This window comes from Rossellomorea sp. ABR4_012 (genome assembly GCF_056159545.1).
This window is the reverse complement of the sequence record NZ_JBSWVK010000001.1, coordinates 1,904,641-1,924,978: the sequence shown is the minus strand read 5'-3', so window position 1 is coordinate 1,924,978 and position 20,338 is coordinate 1,904,641. Positions and strand designations below refer to the sequence as shown.

The window sequence follows — 20,338 nt, the reverse complement described above, 5'->3', positions numbered from 1 at the left end:
AGTCTGTCCGAGGACGTCCCACGAAAAATATTAACACTGTTTAGGGGTTTTGGCAACGTTTCCATTTTAAATTTTCTTAATATTTTCTTTTACCGATAAAGTTTGCAATATTCTTCAATGTCTTCTTGACCCGGTGCTGGGGTAAAAGCTCTAAATCTCTTAATGCTCTATCAAGATACATCCTGCTGACGCGGTGAGAGCGTTCGATTGCATTAGAAGAAAGTATAGCTGAAATCACCGGCTTCATTTCTTCTGCAGTAGTGTTTTCAGACACACGTTCGATTTCAGCTCTGAGAACAGGGTTCTCCATCGCATACAAAATCGGAAGTGTGATGTTCCCCTGCCAAAGATCACTGCCGGCAGGCTTTCCCAGTTCCTCTTCACTTGCTGTCAGATCTAAAATGTCATCTGTAATTTGAAAGCTCATTCCAACGTTGTACCCAAAGCGGAACAATCTTCTATGTACTTCTTCCGGGGCTCCTGAAGCAATCGCACCCAATTGACAACTGACTGCTATCAATAAAGCCGTCTTCCGCTTAATCCTTAATAAATAATCCCTCAAATTTTGATCGTAGCGGTACTTATCTTTGATTTGTGCAATTTCACCCTTACAAAGTTCCACAATGGTATGGGAAAGGATTTGGTGTGCTTCAGGATTCTTGATATTCGTCATGTATTCCAATCCGCGCGCAAAAATATAATCACCTGTATACATGGCAATTCTGTTATCCCACTGCGCCTTAATCGTCGGCCTTCCTCTTCTTAATTCAGCATCATCAATCACATCATCATGGACCAGGGACGCCATATGAATCAGTTCCAAAGCAACGGCGGCATTTTTCACCGTATCAATATCGTAATCCCCGAATTTTGCTGAAAGCAAGACAAAAACGGGACGGATTCGTTTTCCGCCCGCTTGCAAAAGATGCAGGGATGCTTGATTCAAAAGGCGGGAATCTGATTCGATTGCTGATTCAAGCTCCTTTTCAATCTGGTCTATGTCTGTTTTTAGAAAGGAATAAATCCTGTTTAGCTTCATAGTTAATCCACCCAGTTTACTGATTTACGAAATTCTATTTCTTATATCCAACATGCATAGCAGCCACTCCGCCACTATATGGTTTAAAGTATACATCTTTAAAGCCGGCCTTTTTATACAAGTCAGCCAACTCCTTCATACCAGGGAAGTCCCTGGCGGATTCCTGCAGCCAGGAATATTCAGAGAAACTTTTTGCAAAGACCCTTCCAAACACAGGCATGATAAATCTAAAGTACAGATAGTAAAGCTGTCTGAATCCAAACATGGTGGGCTGTGATGTTTCAAGACAAACAGCCATTCCCCCTGGTTTCAATACACGGTTCATTTCCTTCAAGACTTGTAAGTAGTCTGGTACATTTCTCAATCCAAATCCGATTGTGACATAATCGAATGTATTGTCTTCAAAAGGAAGCTCCATTGCATTACCATGAATAAGCTCAATATTGTTTAAAGGCGACTCTTTTACTTTCTCTTTTCCAATCGACAACATATTCTGACTAAAATCCAAACCGAATACTTGTCCTTCCTCCCGCACTTCTTCACCAAGTGCAAGCGTCCAGTCTGCCGTTCCGCAGCACACATCCAAAGCTTTGGAGCCTTCTTTCACACTCATATACTTCATAGTTTCTTTCCGCCATTTTTTATGCTGTTGGAAACTGATTACCGAGTTCATTTTGTCATAGTTTGAATAGATCTTTTCGAACACGCCATGAACTTTTTGTTCTTTGGACTGTTGCATATCAATTACCCTTCTTCCGCATATAATTTCGTAGTAGCAAGAGGCTCAGTGAAAGGAAGAAATTCAATAAATAACTCTTTTACCCCAGGGGGCACCAAATCTTTTTCGCCTAACTGAACTTCTATGTCTTTTTGAATCTTAACCATCGTGTGATCAATGGCGGACAATACATGACGTTCCTCCACCTTCTCTTCAGAGTGCTTCAAAACAGATGCGAGAGCATTGTTGAAGATGGTGCCCTGCGAGTTCATAAGTGAAAGGCGTTCTTGTAAGAGTCTATTATATAAGAATGTATCTGAAAGAAGAGAAACCCAGTCTTCTTGATGAAAAAATTCATAGAAATGTGCAAAGATTGAAGTTTCGATGATCCTTACATATTCCATCAATTCTTCAATTGATCTGCATTCTTCTTTGTACATTGATATCTTGCATTCATTAATTTTCTTAATTGCGCTTGATAAAGCTTCGATCAGCCCGACGTCCTCTGTATCTGCAAGCGTTTTATAATAAAGACTGCTAAAATAAACTCCTGCAAGCACTGTTAACTGTCGTTCTTTTAGAGAATCCTGTTCAGAAATCGTTACCTTCTCGTGGGTCTCAAGGGCAACATGTAAAAACATAGCAGTAGAAATCCACTTCATTTCCTGTTGAGTGATCATATGCTGTCCATTCAAAAATGGAAGGAGTAGATAGTTGATGCGTTTACGATCGATATAAGGCTGATCGATATACTCCTTTAAATAAGAATGGTGCAGCTGCTCTTCTATGTATTGATGAATGATATTCGCTTGATGATTGTAATCAGTGAATTTCATACCCTATTTCCCCATTTCTACTATGTTTCACACGATAAATTTCAGCAATAAATATTATACCATAAAACTTTCATAAATAGGGAATCATCGACCATCCCCTTAACTCTTCCTTGTATATATGAATTGGGCCTGCCAGCCTATTTTAGTGGTGCAGGTGAGAAGGCAACTACCATATAACAAAGGGGACGACTAAGAATAATGGTTCTTGGTTCGTCCCGCGTGTCGGATCCTATTTTTTGTTTTCACTTTCTATTTCACCATAACTGGTCAGGATCGTAGCCTTTCCTCTCACCTTGATGGCAGAAGTATGATCAGTAAATTGAGCAATCATCACTTCACCCTTATCCAGCTTTTCAGAATGATGAAAGCGCGTATCAGTCCCTCGCGTAAGACCGATTACGTTAACGCCGTCTTCAGCAGCCTTGATGACCACATAATCATTTGAATTCATTACACCCACTCCTGTACTTTTACTTCTTTATAAATGAAAGCACTTCGTTCCGCGCTTGTGAATCCTCTTTGAATGTCCCGCGCACTGCAGTCGTCACTGTACTTGAGCCAGGCTTCTTAACCCCTCTCATCGTCATGCACATATGTTCCGCCTCCACAACTACCATTACACCATACGGTTCAAGTGTTTCCATAATGGAATCAGCTACCGTTGAAGTGATTCTTTCTTGAAGCTGTGGTCTTTTTGCAACTGATTCTACGGCTCTTGCCAGCTTACTCAACCCGGTGACTCTTCCATTCCGGGGAATATACGCAACATGTGCTCTGCCATAGAAAGGGACCAGGTGATGCTCACACATTGAATAAAAAGGTATATCTTTAACAAGGACCAGCTCTTCGTGGTCTTCACTGAAAATGGTTTCAAAATATTCTTTAGGATCATGATCTATTCCAGAGAAAACTTCTGCATACATTTTTGCCACGCGTTTAGGTGTATCCAAAAGGCCCTCTCTATTAGGATTTTCTCCTATTGCTTCAAGTATTAAACGCACAGCTTCTTCTATTTGGCTATGATTGACTTCTGCCATTATATTGTCCTCCTACTATCTCTTAAAGAAATAAACTAACATTGTTAATATTAGCATAAGCCTATAATCACATCAAAGCCTAGTGTTTTAGAAGTTAATAAAATTCAGAAATCCTTTTGAGTTTTGAAACATAATCTTGATGATTATGAACATACTAGTTATGACTGGCTATTACACAAAAAGAAAAAAGACCGCATAAAATGCGGCCTTTTCCTAACGCTCAAAGTATGTAATTATTTTACAGCTTCTTTAAGCGCTTTACCTGGTTTGAAAGCAGGTACTTTGCTTGCTGAGATTTCGATCTCTTCACCTGTTTGTGGGTTGCGACCTTTACGGGCTGCACGCTCACGTACTTCGAAGTTACCGAATCCGATTAATTGTACTTTATCACCGTTTGCAAGTGATTCTTGAATTGTATCGAAAACAGCGTCAACCGCTTTAGTAGCGTCCTTCTTAGATAGCTCAGCAGCTTCTGCAACAGCATTGATTAATTCTGTCTTGTTCATGCCATTCACCTCCTCCCAAGGAAATGTCTCAGTCATGATTCATTTACTTTAATATCATTAGTAAACAACTTTAGCGGATTCTATACATAAAGCATAGAAAAATCGCTTGAAAACGTTGCTGAATCAATATTCAACAACAATTCTGTTAAAAGATTATCACAATAGAATGGGCTTAGCAAGAATAAATCAAGAAATAATGGGAATCTTTTCTTATTTGATACATAAATGTAATAGAATCTCCTCTTTTTCCCTTTATATTGCTATTTCTTGAAGTGTTTCTTCTTGATGTAAGCGTTTCATCATCCCCATTGCTCTTAAACAGTTCCCATTCTTTTATGGAGTTAAACATGACTGGTGAAAAAGTTTACCATATTAAAGCGTGCCCCTACTATTGCCGCTATTGATTTCCGTGCAAGACTTCGCTTTCCGCATTTCAGATAGGAGTCTTCGTCTTGCAGTCCAATCAACCGCTGGGACACCTAGAATTTATTAAGTCTCTATTCTTCAAAATAACCGATCCAGGAACATCATAAATCACCTAGTTCCACAATTTCTGAACCCTTCTCCGCAGTATAATGTACTCTCCAAAGCTTATTTCAATAAAAAAAAGACCCCCCTAAGAGAGTCCAAAAAGTTTATAGGATGATAGCGATCAGTCCGCCGGAGCCTTCGTTGATGATTCTTTCGAGTGTGTCTTTCAGTTTGTAACGGGCATTTTCAGGCATTAGCGATAGTTTGGCAGAGATGCCTTCTCTTACGATGGAGCTTAAGCTCCTTCCAAAGATATCAGAGTTCCAAATCGACAGCGGATCATCTTCAAAGTCTTGCATCAAGTAACGTACGAGTTCTTCGCTTTGCTTTTCCGTACCGATAATCGGTTCGAACTTGGATTGTACGTCCACCTTGATCATATGAATCGAAGGTGCAACAGCTTTCAGGCTTACACCGAATCTGGAACCCTGACGGATTATTTCCGGCTCATCCAGACTCATGTCATTAAGTGATGGCGCTGCGATTCCGTATCCTGTCTGTTTCACCATTCGGAGGGCGTCCGAAATCTGGTCATACTCAGCTTTTGCATGAGCAAAGTCCTGCATGAGTTCAAGCAAGTGATCCTTGCCCCGTATTTCCACCCCTACGATTTCTTTTAATACTTCATCATAAAGCTCATCCGGGGCATATAAATCGATTTCTGCAATCCCCTGACCCATATCAATACCTGCAAGCCCAGCTCTTTCGATATGCTCAAACTCGCTGAAGTAATGGACGACTCGGTCTACATCCCGGAGCCTCTTTATATCCTTGACCGTTTCTTTCACAGCTTCCTGATAATTCTGGCGCAGCCAATGTTCTTCTTTTAATACCATGACCCAGCTTGGTAAATTCACATTCACTTCAAGTACAGGGAATTCAAACAATGCTTCTCGCAATACATTCAGCACATCTGAATCCCTCATGCTTTCCACACTCATCGCAAGAACCGGTATGTCATATTTCTCCTCAAGCTTCACTCTCAGTTCTTCCGTTTCAGTGGCATGAGGTCTCGCGGAGTTGATGACCATGATAAATGGTTTACCAACTTCCTTTAACTCCTCGATGACTCTTTCTTCCGCTTCGATATAGTCACTTCTACCTATTTCCCCGATCGAGCCATCCGTCGTGACCACCACACCGATCGTGGAATGCTCCTGAATCACTTTTCTGGTGCCGATTTCGGCTGCTTCATGAAAAGGGATAGGTTCTTCATACCAAGGGGTATTGATCATCCTAGGACCATTTTCATCCTCATAGCCTTTGGCACCGGGTACTGTGTAGCCGACACAGTCTACTAATCTCACATTTACTTCCAACCCCTCGTCCACATGCACCGATATTGCCTGGTTAGGAACGAATTTAGGTTCCGTTGTCATGATTGTCTTCCCTGCAGCACTTTGCGGCAGTTCATCCTGTGCCCTGGCCCGTTCTGACTCACTTGCGATATTAGGAAGGACAACAAGCTCCATAAACTTCTTGATGAAGGTTGATTTACCTGTTCTTACTGCTCCCACCACACCTAAATAGATATCTCCGCCAGTTCTTTCAGCAATGTCTTTGAATAGATCGACTCTTTCCAAGAGATTCCCTCCCATCTTATATTCCAGGGATGTTTCATCCGTGTATTCTGCCTCACATTTTATATTTATGATGTTGTCCTAATGACTTATGACTATTAATATGATTTTTTTACCTCCTTATGACTATGAATTGAATTTATTATGTCGCAGCAATTATGTTCAGTTGAATTTGATGAAAACTCCCTATAAAGGATGACATAAAAAATAATAACCCTTCTCCTACAATATATTTTGCAAGAAAAGGGTTATGCCTATTTTGTCATAAAGACGGGTTCTTTCTTTTCATCAATCGTATAAGGAAGGGAATATGCCGGAACAAACAACGAATCATCCGTCAGCAGCGTCCGTATGTCCTTCCCTTGTTCGATTGGTTGATCCGTTGATTGGAGTTTTTCATATAAATCCATCGAGTAATCTACGAAGATTTCTCCGCTTCCGTTTATCACAAGTGGAAGCTTCTTGTTGGAATATGGGCTGTCTACATAAACTTCCCCATCCAATCCTATCTTCTCATAGTTTAATTTGTATACATTGTGTGCTACCTGCTCTTTAAAAGGAGGGTAGCCTTGAGCTTTTATCCTTATTTTGATTTCCCTTATTTTCTCAGCCATCCGCAGATCAAATATCTTCACAGTCGGGTTTTCCTCGACATCTGTTAAGACATACTGAAAAATGCCGCCGTTCTCAAATGCATTGCCTGGAATCTCTGATAGATACTGAGGTGCTATCTTTCTAAAGTCAATTGGATATTTTTGATAAATCGGTGTATCCTCGTCTCTTGTTTTGATCGGCAGGAGACCGTTATTATCTGTTTGGTATCGCTCGACTGCTTCTTGAACAGCTTTTACTTGGTTGTCATATGGAATTTGATTCTGACTGAGTTTCTCCTCGGGATAAAGACAGCCTGATAGTAGGGTCATAGTTAAAATAAGGAGCATTCCGGTTAAAGCAATACGTTTCAATCTGCAAAACTTCCTTTCGCTTCTTAATAGGTTGGACCGCTGAAGACGATATAAATCATCATGAGTCCGCCTGCTATCATCAGTATGTATGCCATAAAAGCAGTAATAAATCGAATGAATTTTTGTTTAATTTTATAGCGGCTGAAATAAATCATTAAAATTGCAAGAAACATAAATCCCATTGATGCAAACGATATCCACATTTTCATCATAGAAGTCATGGTACATCCCTCCTGTTATCGAATGTATTATATCACAAGTCATTTCTAAAAGAAGGCTTGTTCAATAAAATGTCAGATTGATACTTTTACACATCTTACTAAACTGTCGCATTACATAAAAGAAGAGCGACCCAAGAACTCCGGTATCATTAAAATGATTTGTCCGGGCTCATGAGTTGCTCTAAATGACTGAAAGAGACCTACCCATCCATAGGCAAAGCTGTATATATTCATCACAGTGTATGCACAGGCGGAACCTTTCGCATCCTCTAATGCCTATTATTGTAAGATTTTTATAGAACTATGAGCGTTCGCCCAATATATTCACCAAATCTTCCATTTCGTTTGTCTTTCCTCGTGACATTAAATGGTCGACTGCTTCTTTTGCTTCCACATCATTAAATAATACATCGTATAATGCGTTTGTAATCGGCATCTTCACCTCGTACTTTTGGGCAAGCTGATGCCCTGCTTTCGTTGTTCTGACACCTTCGACCACCATGCCCATGTTGTCGAGTACTTCCTGTAGTTTATGCCCTTTTCCAAGCATGTTCCCCGCTCTCCAGTTTCTGGAATGAACACTTGTACAAGTAACGATCAGATCGCCAATCCCTGCCAAGCCGGAGAATGTAAGCGGGTTGGCACCCATTTTGGTGCCTAACCGTGCAATTTCAGCCAATCCCCTTGTAATCAGGGCAGCCTTCGCATTATCACCATACCCCAATCCGTCCGTGATGCCAGCAGCAAGAGCAATGATGTTTTTTAATGCACCGCCGATTTCAACACCAAGCATATCAGGATTCGTGTAAACTCTAAAATTCTGGTTCATGAAAAGGTCCTGGACTTCTTCTGCCGACTTCATATCTTCAGATGACACCGTCACGGTTGTTGGATGCCTTAAGCTTACCTCTTCTGCATGACTCGGCCCTGAAAGAACTACGACAGATTGCAGATTCCCTGGTTCCATTTCATCTTCTATGATTTCAGAAATCCTCAAAAGGCTGTCAGGTTCAATCCCCTTACTCACATGCACGATCGTTAAAGGATTACTTTGCACCTCTTGAATCTGTCCCAGCACCTGTCGGATTGCTTTTGTGGGCACCGCTAAAACGATGGTCTGGATTCCTTGAAGTGATTCTTTCATGTCAGAAAACCCGATGATACTTTCAGGAAGTTTTACATCCTTTAAGTATTTTTGATTCGTGTGTTGTTCATTGATTTCTTTTATCTGATCTGCTTTATGTCCCCACAGCCTGACTTCAAGCTCGTTGTCAGCCAATACCATGGCCAGAGCCGTACCCCAGCTTCCTGCACCGATAACCGTCACTTTTCGAGAATTCTTCATTTTTACACCTACCTTATTATTTTCTTGCACGGGCGATAATACGAATAGGAGTTCCTTCAAAACCGAATGCATCACGAATTCTGTTTTCCAAGAATCGTTCATAAGAGAAATGCATCAATTCCGGGTCATTTACAAAAACAACAAAAGTCGGCGGCTTCACCGCTACTTGAGTTGCATAATAAATTCTTAATCTCTTACCATTATCCGTAGGAGTCGGATTCATTGCTACAGCATCCATCACTACTTCATTCAGGACGCTTGATTGTACACGCAATGCATGGTTTTCACTCGCGATATTGATGACAGGGAGCAGCGTATGAATCCTCTTCTTCGTTTTTGCCGACAGGAAGATGATTGGTGCATAATCAAGGAATTGAAAATGATCACGAATATTTTGTTCCCATTTATTCATGGTTTTCTCATCTTTTTCAACAGCATCCCACTTATTCACCACAATAACGACTGCACGTCCTGCATCATGCGCATACCCTGCAATTTTCTTATCCTGTTCTATTATTCCCTCTTCACCATCAATCACAACCAACACGACGTCAGAACGTTCAATGGCTCTAAGGGCTCTTAATACACTGTATTTTTCAGTCGTTTCATATACTTTACCTTTCTTTCTCATACCGGCAGTATCAATAATGACATACTCTTGTCCATCATACGTGTATGACGAATCAATTGCATCCCGGGTAGTACCGGCCACATTACTGACGATGACGCGGTCTTCCCCTAATAATGCATTCACCAAGGATGATTTACCGACATTCGGACGGCCGATCAATGAAAATTTAATGACTTCTTCACCGTATTCTTCGTCATCTTCCTTTTTAAAATGCTTAGCTGCTTCGTCAAGCAGATCCCCTAATCCAAGTCCGTGGGATCCTGAAATCGGAAATGGCTCGCCGAATCCCAGCGAGTAGAAATCATACACCATTTCTCTCATCTCAGGGTTATCGATTTTATTGACCCCGAGCACTACTGGTTTGTTGGAACGATAAAGAATTTTGGCCACGATTTCATCGGCAGCGGTCACTCCTTCACGACCATTTGTGAGGAAAATAATTACATCTGCTTCATCAATCGCAATTTCCGCCTGTTGTCTGATTTGATCAAGAAACGGCTCGTTTCCTAGTTCGATACCACCCGTATCAATAATATTAAATTCATGAGTCAGCCACTCTGCAGAACTGTATATACGATCTCTTGTAACTCCTGGAACATCTTCTACAATTGATATTCTTTCTCCGACAATCCTATTAAAAATCGTGGACTTACCAACATTGGGGCGCCCTACGATTGCAACAACTGGTTTAGACAATTTTTTCACCCTTTCTTGAAGAAGCTTATGGTTCATGGTGTTCATTCATTATCCTTTAAGCCTTTTCATTTACACTGTATCAACTACATACATCCTCAATAATAAAGACTGGCCCATAAGCTGCATTTTCCCTTATGGGTCAGTCCCCCTAACTTTAGTATTTTATCAGTAAAAGAATGAACTGGCAATCAATGTTTCACAATGATAAACAGCCCGGGATCCAATTCATGTGCAATCCCGTCTAATATAGCTTCCAGATTTGCACAAATCCTCTGCAACTCTTCTTCTGTTTTGCAGTGAAATACGGCTGTTCCACTGGGTACTCTTTCAGGTGAAGTTGTTACAGCCGCTAAAATGAATTTTTGAATAGTGGTACTCAATCTGCTTTACTCCCCTTTTGAATAGCTTTTGATTCAGATGGCATCCTGATTGCATTTTCCAGGGTAGGCACCTGCCCGAGGATCGCGATGGCTTTCTCCACGTCTTTCCGTTGCGGTAATACAAATACCGCTACCCTTCCGTCATCCAGGTCTCTTTTAGCCAGGGGAGTGAGTGCGGGGGTACCGGAATCTTTAAAGATGCCCAAAGAAGTTGACACATCATGAAGTATTGCCTGTCGTTGACCGAGATTTGCTATCGTAGATCTGGCATCGAATGATTTAGGTGATAATACGAACCCCATTCCATATTTCAATATCTCTTCCTGCCTTACTTTAAGACCGATATTCATGATATATATATTATCCACATAGAGTCCTGCATCCTTAAAATGAGGCTGAACGAATTCTATATGAACAATATCTTTAAGTTTGCCGCCCGCCATCAATTTATGAGAAATGACCATGCAGATAATACTGACCCCGATGGCCGCATAAAAGTTAAATACGATATAGGCCAAGGTAGCGATTAAAGATGTGAAGATTACCAGGTAGTTTCTGCTTTCAAATGCTACTGCAATCCCTTCAATATAGGTTGCACCGCGTGGTACCAGTTCATAGGGATCCAGTTCTGCCAATGTGTTTCGTTCCATATTCCTGACATCCCGGAATTGTGAAGCAGCCACTGTCAAAAAGGTGATGGCTGTGAAATTTTCTTCCAATAATGCAGGTACAGCAATCGTTCCGAGTCCTGCGGCTATGAAACCAAGTGCTATATGTATGATTTTCCCATGCAAATACGTTGGGTACTGTCTATAGTCTGTCCGGAGCATATAAATTCTCGTTAATGTGCCGACCACTACCCCGAAGATTACGGGATTCACATACTCATTCATAAATTTTTGATTTCCCCTTTGTTAGGTGATAGTTTGCTGCTCATCAAAGCATTCAGAGCATGAATGCTCTTCCAGCTGATGGTGATCAACGCCATGCAGGCTGTCATATCCAAATATAGGTGACTACCAATCGATTCACCGAAACCGATATTATTTAACGTGACGGTCAATAACACTTCTCCAGCCATCGTGCCTGCCAGCACCGAAAGAAACAGAATTTTTATCTTTTTAATCGAGCTATAGAATATAAAGCCAAGACTCATGGATAAAAGTACTGCGATTAGATGAGATTCAATGATCATGAGTACGGGGTCATAAATGGCAATCAACCCTATTCCCGCATAAGACATCGCAATCGTTAAAATACAAATTAACATATATAATTTTTGTCTCAGACCCAAGAGGCGGATATAGATAAACGTCAGAACTACCAAGAAAATGAATGCTGCATACACCTCGTATGAAAACAATGTGACATGATACGGAAACAAACAAATCATGCACAACAAAATGAAGGAATACTTAAAGCGGCCCTTTTCATTCTTTCCCATCATGAATGTTGTATAGATCCATAAACCCCATGCTACCCATAAAAAAATGATCCCTTCCATATCCCCATTCCCTCCTATTATCTACATTATGGAAAATCTTTATGTAAATCATTCATGCATGTTTCATTTTATTCTTGAAAAAATAAGAAAAGGAGGTGGTTGATATGGGAAGAGATCGTCAAGAAAAGAAATTAAAGCAGAGCAGACGTGTTGAATCTGATCGTGATCAAGAACTGCAGAATAAGGGTGCAACAGGAATGGAAAGCCCAGAAGAATCAAGAAGAAGACAGAAGTAAACCAAACATCCAGGAAACTAAAAAGACGGATCCCTTCTCGAAGGAATCCGTCTTCTGCATTATTTATTCGTTTGTCTACTACTAAAACTGTCGGGTTCCAATCCGCGGACCTTCATCCAATGATGCACTTCACCAGATAAAATCATAGGCACTTCATGCAAATCTTCAACCTTATTACACCCTAAAGCACACATGAGATATCGTATGTCGGTATGAATATCATCCACTTCATCTATCGTTTCGTTCAGACCCTTATCAATAATGCTTCTCAAAATGGCCCCCGCCATTCCTGCAGAGCATGCACCTAAACTTAACGCTTTGACGATATCCAAACTGTTCCGGATCCCTCCTGAAGCCATTATAGGAAGATCACTTGCTGAGCAAGCTTCAACGATGGAGACGGCAGTCGGAATTCCCCAGTCATCAAAATAATCCAGCATTCTTTGTCTGCGCTGATTTTCGATCTTAGAAAAATTCGTTCCACCGTAGCCGCCGATATCTATTGCAGCAATTGGAGTTTCCGAAAGTGCAAGTGCTGCTTCTCTACTGATACCAAAGCCAGTCTCTTTCACAATGACCGGGACTGATAAACGGTCCGCAATCGTATTGATCCGATCCAGTGCACCTTTAAAATCCCGGTCTCCTTCCGGCATGGTCAATTCCTGAATGACATTCAGATGGATCTGCAAGGCATTTGCCTCGATCATTTCCACTGCAGCCATTGCCTGCTGGACGGTTGCCTCACTTCCAAGATTCGCAAATATGATGCCTTCAGGATTGTTCTTCCTGACAATTTCATATGTCTTCCGTTCATCCGGGCTCTTTAGTGCGGACATCTGAGAACCGACAGCAAGTGCAATTCCTGTTTCCCGTGCCAATAAAGATAAGTCACCATTGATTTTCGAGGTGTACTCTCCGCCTCCGCCCGTCATTGCATTCACAAAAATTGGCGAACTTAAAGAAAGTTCGCCAATTCGGGACTCGAGCCCGGTATCATCAAGTGCTGAATTTGGAAGGCTTTGATGAACAAACTTTACATCTTCAAAGCCCGTCTTATCCTGTTGCCCTGTTGAAAGGGCGAAATTTATATGATCCCGTTTTCGTTGAGCTCTTGTCACAGTCCATCACCATTTTTATTTAAGATCTTTTAATTTATCTCCAATCATTTCACCTAATTGGAATCCGGTATTTTCTTCCGGCATTTCATAATCTGTCACTTCTTCTTCCTTTTCTTCCAGTGCTTTTATGCTTAAAGAAAGACGTTGTTCAGATTCATTTACATCCAGTACTTTTACTTTAACCGATTGATCTTCTTTTAATACTTCATGCGGAGTCCCGATGTGCTTATGAGAAATTTGTGAGATGTGTACCAATCCTTCAACACCAGGGAATACCTCAACGAATGCTCCATATGAAACTAATCGTTTCACGACTCCATCTAACACGCTTCCTTTAGGAGCTTTTTCAGAAATGTCGCTCCATGGTCCAGGCAGTGTCTCTTTGATTGATAATGAAATTCTTTCATTATCACGGTCGACACTTAAAACCTTGACTTGGACTTTTTGTCCTTCAGATACCACGTCGGAAGGCTTTTCGACATGCTCATGGGACAGTTGGGAAATATGGACCAGCCCGTCTACTCCGCCTATGTCGACAAATGCACCGAAATCGGTGATGCGTTGAACAGTACCTTCAAGGACAGCACCAGATTCAATATCAGTCAGGAGCTTTTTCTTTTGCTGTTGTTTTTCAGCTTCCACTACAGCGCGATGAGATAGGATCAAGCGATTCTTCTCTTGATCTAATTCAACAATCTTAAATGCAAGCACCTTGTCCTTGTAATCTGAGAAATCTTCCACATAGTAATCTTCCACTAATGAGGCAGGTACAAATCCTCTCACTCCAAGATCGACTACAAGACCGCCTTTTACCACATCTTTGACTTCCGCTTCAAACACATCTCCATTTTCAAAACGGCTCTTCATTTCTTCCCATGCTTTTTCAGCATCGACTTTACGCTTTGAAAGGACAAGCAGTTCTTCTTCTACTTTTGTCACGATTAACTCCAGTACATCCCCTTCACTCACTACATCAGAAGCTTTTTCAATGTGAAGGCTTGAGAGTTCACTAATTGGAATGATGCCATCCACTTTACTATCTTGAACATCAACTAGGACTTGTTTCTCTTCGACCTTAGTGACGGTTCCCTTAACTTTTTCACCAATCTCGAGATTTTTCACTTCAATTCCATTCATGTCTTCCATTATGTACTCCTCCTTAATCCATGACTGCAAAGATTTTATTTTGTGAATTTTTACACAATTTAAATAAATTATTCTTTCTACTAACTTCTAATAAATAGAACTATTTGTCAAGCAGGAAAGTCCTGTCCATCATTTCGTAAGTTTGTTAATATGCTCCATGATGATATCGGTTGTTTTTTCTGCATTCAGTTTTTGTTCTTTAATTTCTTCCATTGGTATAGGCGGTCCATACACCACTTTTAACTTCTTGAATGGTTTATATGGTCCAATGATTGCGCACGGCACAACTTTCGCATCAGATCGCAAAGCAAAGAAACCGGCACCGGCCAGACCCTTTCCGATCTGCCCTGTTTTACTTCTAGTACCCTCAGGAAACAATCCTAAAACCTTTCCTTCATTCAACACTTTTAATCCTTTTCGCAATGCTTCTCGATCGCTCATGCCCCTTTTTACAGGAAAGGCATGAATTTTTGGAAGAATCTTCCCCAGCAGCGGTACATTGAACAGTTCAGCTTTCGCCATAAATGAAACCGGCCTTGGGGCTGTTATTCCAACCACGGGAGGATCCAGATTGTCAATGTGGTTGGCACAGAGCAGTACTCCTCCCTCTTTTGGAAAATGTTCCAATCCAGATACCTCAATGCGGTAAAGCGGAGAGAGAATAGACTTTACTAATCCTTTCGCAAATGAATAAAGATTCACGTTACCCTTTCCTTTCAACTAGAGACATAATGCGGTCAACGACTTCTGAAATGGATAAGGATGTCGTATCAATTTCAATGGCATCATCTGCTTTTTTTAATGGAGCGACTTCCCGTTCAGAATCAATTTTATCTCTTCGTGCAATTTCTTCTTTTAATTTTTCGAGATCTGAAGGAAACCCTTTCGATACATTTTCTTCATGTCTTCTCTGAGCTCTTTCATCTACGCTTGCCAATAAGAAAACTTTGATTTCTGCATCCGGTATGACATGTGTACCTATATCCCTGCCATCCATCACCACGCCGCCTTCACTGGCCAGTTCTTGCTGTCTTTTCACCATTTCTTCTCTGACAAGTGAATGGACCGCTACATGTGATACTGAATTAGTCACTTCCGATTGACGGATTTCATCGGTTACATTCTCCCCGTCAAGGAGGACCAGCTGACCATTTTCTGAAGGTTCCAAATCGATCTTGGTCGTTTCCAACAGTTTTGTCAGCTTTATCTCATCATGCAAATCCACATCTGACTTCAATGCTTTATACGTCAGAGAACGGTACATGGCTCCTGTATCAATATAAAGATAGGATAACTTCCCTGCTACAATCTTAGCGACGGTACTCTTCCCCGCTGCTGCAGGTCCGTCAATTGCAATCCTTAATTTCATCAAAACATCCACCTACTTAAATTCCTTATAATTTCTTCCCTATTCTATCATAAAATAAGGCAAACTTAATAAGAAGTTTCTCTTTGAAGCGCTTACTTATCTATTCTTCAACAAAAAAAAACAGCAGGCCGCATTCACCTGCTTCGATTTCCTGATATGGTTTCCACTATTTCACTATAATCCATCTTCTCCACCCCTTCATAAAATATGATCTTATGAAGTTCCGGCAGTATATTAAGTTCATGAAAAATAAATTGAACAGCCAGGAGTAAAACAAAATGGATCATGATGAGCTTTATTAATATCCTCTCCACTGCTTTCATTACTTCACACTTCCCCTATTATTAAACAGGCTCTATTCGAACGACTTCATTTAAAATCGAGATTTTGGAAAACATCCATTAAGAAAAAGTATGTGTAAATGGTGGAATTTTATTCAAGCAGCCCTTTTTTTCTTAGTTCCAATTGTCTTTCAAAGCAGTAGCGCATGATGAGCTGACGCTGTATTTCTGTTAAGTTATGAAATTGGATACTTGCGATTTTTTTCTTATTTTTCTCCCACACCCTTATAAGGCTTCCTGCTATTTCCAGGTAGTGACATTCACCGGTTTGCATGGTCAGGACGATGATCATCGTGATGCGTGCACCTTGTTTGACATGCATTTCATCCGTTAAAAGTACAGCACAGCCGCCTGCACTGATGTCCTCGGTAACGGTGGGATGATACTGATCGTTGAAATAAAGGGAGATATCCGCATTTGCATCGACGCGAACAAATTGTCGTCTTTGGATTTTGACCAGTTCATCTTCCCCGGGGTAGTGAATATGAATCATGGGAATCTTTGCAATTTTTCTGCTTAGGACTTCCGTCTCAAACATAAGGACTGTTTGTTCATTATGAATAAAGCTTGCTTTAAGCTGGGTGCCGTTAATCAAAAAAACGGTTTTGCCAGTTTTCGTATGTATTGGATAATCAATATAAATACCGTCATTTTCTGATTCTACTACCCTGCAGCGGTATGTTTCAAATGTATCGTTATGAATAGGTTCTAGTTGCAGTGTTGTTCCGGCTTTAATCATTGCACATTACTCTCACTTTCTGAGCTTCTGTTATTATGTACCTATATTATGTCACGTAAAATCCTTCCTTTCCATACTTTTTTTGTTAATTTTTTCTTGTTATACATCGCTGTCGTTTCCAGGATTAAACTGTGACCATACTCTCAAAATTCGCCCATGAGTGTTGAATTCCCTTCCATAGCCAAAAACTATCCGAATTTATTCAGCCAATAAAAAAGACGATATCTTAACTAAAGATACCGTCCTTCCTTTTTATACGACTTCTTCATAAATTGGTTCTGCATTTTTCAGTTTTTCCACTTTTTCTTCTTCACCTGTATTGGCATTGATGAAGATTCTATAGGTGTCATTGCCGAGCATACCTAAGAATTCATAACATAACACTTCTTCATTCAAGTCATTTACGATGATTGCCTGTCTTTCTTCCATGACTTTTAAATTAGGGTTTGTTTCTTTTTTCGCTTCCTCCAAAGCCAGGCTTGGTTTAGCTATTTCACGGTCATGATTATTTCTTAAATATTCTTCTGCTGCAAATCCTACAATCTGACCATTGTCGAGCGCGACTTTTACTTTGATTGAATCCGGGTAAATCCTCACGCCATCAAGGACGGTGACATAGGTGAATATTCCCAGCTTGTCGTATTGGACACTTTCAAACAGCTCAAGCTTCTCAAATTTGTTTTCTTTAAGGAATTTTGTTGCCTGTTCTGCTGCTTTGTTCAAGCTGATTTTACTTTCTTTTACTTCGCGGTTATTGATATACCAAATTGGATAACCGCCTTTTTGAGTGACATCCATACTTGCTTCAGTCTTTCCGTTACCGATTGAAACACTATAGAATTTGAAGTTGGACCCCTTGCCGCTCTCTGCTACTTTGGCATCTCTCGATTTATCTATTCCAGAGTACTTCCTTAATATCGCGACAGCTTCCTTTTTAGAAATCTGTTCGCCCTTTAGTTTTTTGAAATTTTCATCTCTTTTTTGGCTGTTAACAAAGGTAGTCGAACCGAAACTTGCTTCATCGTAGCCTGTAACATTCTTCTCCACCGTCTTGAAACCGTCAATGATTGTATTGTCAGCTTTTTCTTTACCAGAAGCAAGCGCCATCTCTACATCCATCCAGCGGAGATTATTCTTGATGACCAGATGCTGAACCTTTCTTAATTCTTTCTGGATATCCGCGCTTTGCTTGTACAGGTTTTCCAGAGAAGTGTATTCCTTATCTGTCAAAGGCTTATCGTCCAGGTCCCTTACCGCTACACGATAACTGAAATCTCCAATTTTGCTCAAAAATTCTTCGGTTTTATTGAATGGCAGCAATGTTAACGGTAATTGCCCGACATCACTGTGTGCCTGGGACGTAAGACGCCAAACATCCGCAAGTGCCGGTGATAATGACTTTTTTGAATTCATCGCAAGGGTAGTACCTATCTTATCGTGAAGAAGGTCCACCTGATAAGTCAACTCATGAAATGCACGCTGATAATTGTTTTCTGCGTTGATCAGGATCGCATTCTTCTCCTGATGTTCCTGATACCCCCAAAATGCCGTTCCTGCGACTCCGATGACGAGTACTGCTATTAATATACTACGTATCAATATCCTTCACCTCGTTAATTACAGAATATATGTTTCCCAATCTGCTTAATCTGCGGTCTTGACCAAATCCAATCACTCGTTGCAGTAACAGGATTAAAATAATACAGCGCATTGGAAGATGGATCCCAACCGTTTATAGCATCTAATACAGCTTCTCGCGCTTTATCATTCGGAGTTAAATAAATTTGCCCGTCCGCAACCGCTGTAAAAGCTCCCGGCTCAAATATGACTCCTGCAGCAGTATTCGGGAATGACGCACTGTCGATGCGATTTAATATGACCGCGGCGACAGCCACCTGTCCCTCATATGGTTCACCACGTGCTTCACCGTAAACGGCATTCGCCATGATTTGTATATCATTTTGAGAGAATCCATTTGGTGTGTTTGCTGCTGTCGGTTTGGCCGGGGTCTCCTTCGGCGGCTGTGCTGCTTGACCGCCGCCTCCACCGCCAGCTCCTTTCTGCTTGCTTAAATCAGTCCCTCCATAATGAGTGAATTTCTTCCCTTTTTTAATTTGCTCTTGTACAAATTGTTTATTGTACTTCGACGCACTCACTAATTTTTCTTTTGTCTTTGGCCCTGCTAACCCATCGATCGGCAGGCCGAACTCATATTGGAAGTTTCTTAAAGCCCAATATGTTCCCCACCCAAAAACTCCATCGATTTTCCCATTATAGTAGCCAATATACTGTAGCCTTGATTGAAGTTCGATGACATCTTCACCCGTAGCTCCATGCTGAATGACTTGGTTTGTAAAAGCGTCAGCTTTCTCTCCTTCAGATGAAATCATCAAAAGAGAACAAACAAGCACCATGATAACTGATGTACATAACCATTTGATGCGACTATTCATCATGCTTTACCCTCCATATCTTCAATTAACATTAACCCTAGTTTTTGTAGAGCTACCCATTTTATACAAGTTGAAAAATAAAAATTGGCAAACATAACTGACGATCCTACCATGAGAACGTCTTGCCAGCTCCTATGCACTTTTTGATAAGACAATGTAATGTTTCAGAAAAAGGCATGTAAACAACCTTCGTTATAATGGGATGAGGGCCAATCAAGTCTTTTATAAAGGGGAGGCAATTATGGAAGATTATTTAGCAAAATCGTTGGATGAATGGAAAGATGACATTTCGGAAGTATTAGATCAAATCAATACTGATTACGATGATGTAAAGAAGGAATTGAAAGTTTATTCCTATAAGTACGGGATTACAAAACAGGTAATTCAGTCTACAGTGAATGAAGAAATCATTGAAAATATCCGTGAAATGTATCATAAGCCGTTTGAGGAAAAGTACAGTGAACTAAAAGAGTACATAAGAGAGCTGGATGAAAAAAGGAAAGTGTTCCAGATGTTCGTGAACAAAATTGATGAAGTTAAACGGAAAGAAGCTCCAAAAACGGATCTTGCAGCTGCTTATAAGTAAATCCCACTAAAATAACAACAACATTTTAGAATAGACTCTTAATACCGCTAATGATTTCCGTGCAAGACTTCGCTTTCCGCGGGTAGCCCGTGAGCCTCCTCGGCAAGCCTGCGGGAAGAAATGCGGAGGCGGCTCGCCCAGAGGCGACAAGCATAAGGCGAGCAAGCCGAAAAGGCGCTTTTTGCCTTTTTGGCTTGCTTGACTTATGACCTCGAGCCTCTAGCCGCCGGAGCTGGACAAGTCTCACATGTCTAGCTGCAGGGCTTAGAGGCACATGTCATAAGCCAAACCGACCAAGAAGGCAAAGAACGCCTTCGTGGCCGATTCGTCTTATGCCACACGCCTCTGAGCAAAGCCCTTC

24 protein-coding genes are annotated in these 20,338 nt (G+C 40.9%); 2 read left to right on the top strand and 22 right to left on the bottom strand.

Annotation, left to right across the window (positions count from 1 at the left end; translation table 11 throughout):
- Nucleotides 1–76: 76 nt before the first annotated feature.
- The 14 genes from hepT to ACXAFV_RS09375 form a co-directional block, all read right to left on the bottom strand.
- Nucleotides 77–1,039: a heptaprenyl diphosphate synthase component II gene (gene hepT / locus ACXAFV_RS09440; protein WP_475125974.1), complete on the bottom strand. Its 963-nt coding sequence runs from the start codon at nucleotides 1,037–1,039 to the stop codon at nucleotides 77–79.
- Nucleotides 1,040–1,073: 34 nt separating this feature from the next.
- Complete coding sequence (locus tag ACXAFV_RS09435; protein WP_475125972.1) at nucleotides 1,074–1,778, bottom strand: demethylmenaquinone methyltransferase; 705 nt, start codon at nucleotides 1,776–1,778, stop codon at nucleotides 1,074–1,076.
- A gap of 5 nt (nucleotides 1,779–1,783) precedes the next feature.
- A complete protein-coding gene (locus ACXAFV_RS09430; protein WP_475125971.1) occupies nucleotides 1,784–2,593 on the bottom strand; it encodes a heptaprenyl diphosphate synthase component 1 in 810 nt (269 codons plus the stop codon).
- A gap of 229 nt (nucleotides 2,594–2,822) precedes the next feature.
- A complete protein-coding gene (gene mtrB, locus ACXAFV_RS09425) occupies nucleotides 2,823–3,044 on the bottom strand; it encodes a trp RNA-binding attenuation protein MtrB (protein ID WP_475125970.1) in 222 nt (73 codons plus the stop codon).
- Nucleotides 3,045–3,063: 19 nt separating this feature from the next.
- Entirely contained in the window at nucleotides 3,064–3,630 is a 567-nt protein-coding gene (folE, locus tag ACXAFV_RS09420; protein WP_475125969.1) for a GTP cyclohydrolase I FolE, read from the bottom strand.
- Nucleotides 3,631–3,863: 233 nt separating this feature from the next.
- Nucleotides 3,864–4,136 carry an HU family DNA-binding protein gene (locus tag ACXAFV_RS09415; protein WP_032087878.1) on the bottom strand — a complete coding sequence of 91 codons (273 nt, stop codon included), beginning with the start codon at nucleotides 4,134–4,136 and terminating at the stop codon, nucleotides 3,864–3,866.
- Between the two features lie 635 nt (nucleotides 4,137–4,771).
- Nucleotides 4,772–6,250 carry a stage IV sporulation protein A gene (spoIVA, locus tag ACXAFV_RS09410; RefSeq protein ID WP_475125968.1) on the bottom strand — a complete coding sequence of 493 codons (1,479 nt, stop codon included), beginning with the start codon at nucleotides 6,248–6,250 and terminating at the stop codon, nucleotides 4,772–4,774.
- A 251-nt stretch (nucleotides 6,251–6,501) separates the two neighbouring features.
- Nucleotides 6,502–7,212 (bottom strand): hypothetical protein, encoded by a 711-nt coding sequence (locus tag ACXAFV_RS09405; protein WP_475125966.1) that lies wholly within the window; start codon nucleotides 7,210–7,212, stop codon nucleotides 6,502–6,504.
- Between the two features lie 23 nt (nucleotides 7,213–7,235).
- Nucleotides 7,236–7,433 carry a DUF2768 domain-containing protein gene (locus tag ACXAFV_RS09400; protein WP_175991197.1) on the bottom strand — a complete coding sequence of 66 codons (198 nt, stop codon included), beginning with the start codon at nucleotides 7,431–7,433 and terminating at the stop codon, nucleotides 7,236–7,238.
- Nucleotides 7,434–7,734: 301 nt separating this feature from the next.
- Complete coding sequence (locus ACXAFV_RS09395) at nucleotides 7,735–8,778, bottom strand: NAD(P)H-dependent glycerol-3-phosphate dehydrogenase (RefSeq protein WP_475125965.1); 1,044 nt, start codon at nucleotides 8,776–8,778, stop codon at nucleotides 7,735–7,737.
- Between the two features lie 16 nt (nucleotides 8,779–8,794).
- On the bottom strand, nucleotides 8,795–10,105 hold the full coding sequence (gene der / locus ACXAFV_RS09390) for a ribosome biogenesis GTPase Der (protein WP_475125963.1): 1,311 nt from the start codon (nucleotides 10,103–10,105) through the stop codon (nucleotides 8,795–8,797).
- 188 nt (nucleotides 10,106–10,293) lie between these two features.
- Nucleotides 10,294–10,485: a capping complex subunit for YIEGIA gene (locus ACXAFV_RS09385; RefSeq protein ID WP_475125961.1), complete on the bottom strand. Its 192-nt coding sequence runs from the start codon at nucleotides 10,483–10,485 to the stop codon at nucleotides 10,294–10,296.
- Entirely contained in the window at nucleotides 10,482–11,378 is an 897-nt protein-coding gene (locus ACXAFV_RS09380) for a YIEGIA family protein (protein WP_475125959.1), read from the bottom strand. The genes ACXAFV_RS09385 and ACXAFV_RS09380 overlap by 4 nt, the downstream gene beginning before the upstream one ends.
- Nucleotides 11,375–11,989 carry a YphA family membrane protein gene (locus ACXAFV_RS09375; RefSeq protein ID WP_475125957.1) on the bottom strand — a complete coding sequence of 205 codons (615 nt, stop codon included), beginning with the start codon at nucleotides 11,987–11,989 and terminating at the stop codon, nucleotides 11,375–11,377. The genes ACXAFV_RS09380 and ACXAFV_RS09375 overlap by 4 nt, the downstream gene beginning before the upstream one ends.
- 104 nt (nucleotides 11,990–12,093) lie before the next feature.
- Between ACXAFV_RS09375 and ACXAFV_RS09370 the strand changes: the two genes are divergently transcribed.
- Nucleotides 12,094–12,225: a YpzI family protein gene (locus ACXAFV_RS09370; protein WP_175991191.1), complete on the top strand. Its 132-nt coding sequence runs from the start codon at nucleotides 12,094–12,096 to the stop codon at nucleotides 12,223–12,225.
- 59 nt (nucleotides 12,226–12,284) lie between these two features.
- On the opposite strand, the gene fni is transcribed toward ACXAFV_RS09370, so the two are convergent.
- The 8 genes from fni to sleB all read right to left on the bottom strand — a co-directional run bounded on the left by fni (nucleotide 12,285) and on the right by sleB (nucleotide 19,352).
- Nucleotides 12,285–13,343 carry a type 2 isopentenyl-diphosphate Delta-isomerase gene (fni, locus tag ACXAFV_RS09365; RefSeq protein WP_475125956.1) on the bottom strand — a complete coding sequence of 353 codons (1,059 nt, stop codon included), beginning with the start codon at nucleotides 13,341–13,343 and terminating at the stop codon, nucleotides 12,285–12,287.
- A gap of 15 nt (nucleotides 13,344–13,358) precedes the next feature.
- Nucleotides 13,359–14,492, bottom strand: coding sequence for a 30S ribosomal protein S1 (gene rpsA / locus ACXAFV_RS09360; RefSeq protein ID WP_475126115.1), 1,134 nt, complete (start codon nucleotides 14,490–14,492; stop codon nucleotides 13,359–13,361).
- Between the two features lie 126 nt (nucleotides 14,493–14,618).
- On the bottom strand, nucleotides 14,619–15,191 hold the full coding sequence (locus ACXAFV_RS09355) for a lysophospholipid acyltransferase family protein (protein WP_475125954.1): 573 nt from the start codon (nucleotides 15,189–15,191) through the stop codon (nucleotides 14,619–14,621).
- A 1-nt stretch (nucleotide 15,192) separates the two neighbouring features.
- Nucleotides 15,193–15,858: a (d)CMP kinase gene (cmk, locus tag ACXAFV_RS09350; RefSeq protein ID WP_475125952.1), complete on the bottom strand. Its 666-nt coding sequence runs from the start codon at nucleotides 15,856–15,858 to the stop codon at nucleotides 15,193–15,195.
- Nucleotides 15,859–15,992: 134 nt separating this feature from the next.
- A complete protein-coding gene (locus ACXAFV_RS09345) occupies nucleotides 15,993–16,181 on the bottom strand; it encodes a YpfB family protein (RefSeq protein ID WP_475125950.1) in 189 nt (62 codons plus the stop codon).
- 109 nt (nucleotides 16,182–16,290) lie between these two features.
- Nucleotides 16,291–16,938 carry a flagellar brake protein gene (locus ACXAFV_RS09340; RefSeq protein ID WP_475125949.1) on the bottom strand — a complete coding sequence of 216 codons (648 nt, stop codon included), beginning with the start codon at nucleotides 16,936–16,938 and terminating at the stop codon, nucleotides 16,291–16,293.
- Between the two features lie 252 nt (nucleotides 16,939–17,190).
- Entirely contained in the window at nucleotides 17,191–18,537 is a 1,347-nt protein-coding gene (gene ypeB / locus ACXAFV_RS09335) for a germination protein YpeB (RefSeq protein ID WP_475125948.1), read from the bottom strand.
- A gap of 14 nt (nucleotides 18,538–18,551) precedes the next feature.
- The gene (gene sleB, locus ACXAFV_RS09330; protein ID WP_475126114.1) at nucleotides 18,552–19,352 is read right to left on the bottom strand and encodes a spore cortex-lytic enzyme; all 801 of its coding nucleotides are present in this window, start codon (nucleotides 19,350–19,352) and stop codon (nucleotides 18,552–18,554) included.
- A 280-nt stretch (nucleotides 19,353–19,632) separates the two neighbouring features.
- Between sleB and ACXAFV_RS09325 the strand changes: the two genes are divergently transcribed.
- On the top strand, nucleotides 19,633–19,977 hold the full coding sequence (locus tag ACXAFV_RS09325) for a hypothetical protein (protein WP_175991184.1): 345 nt from the start codon (nucleotides 19,633–19,635) through the stop codon (nucleotides 19,975–19,977).
- Nucleotides 19,978–20,338 lie beyond the last annotated feature (361 nt).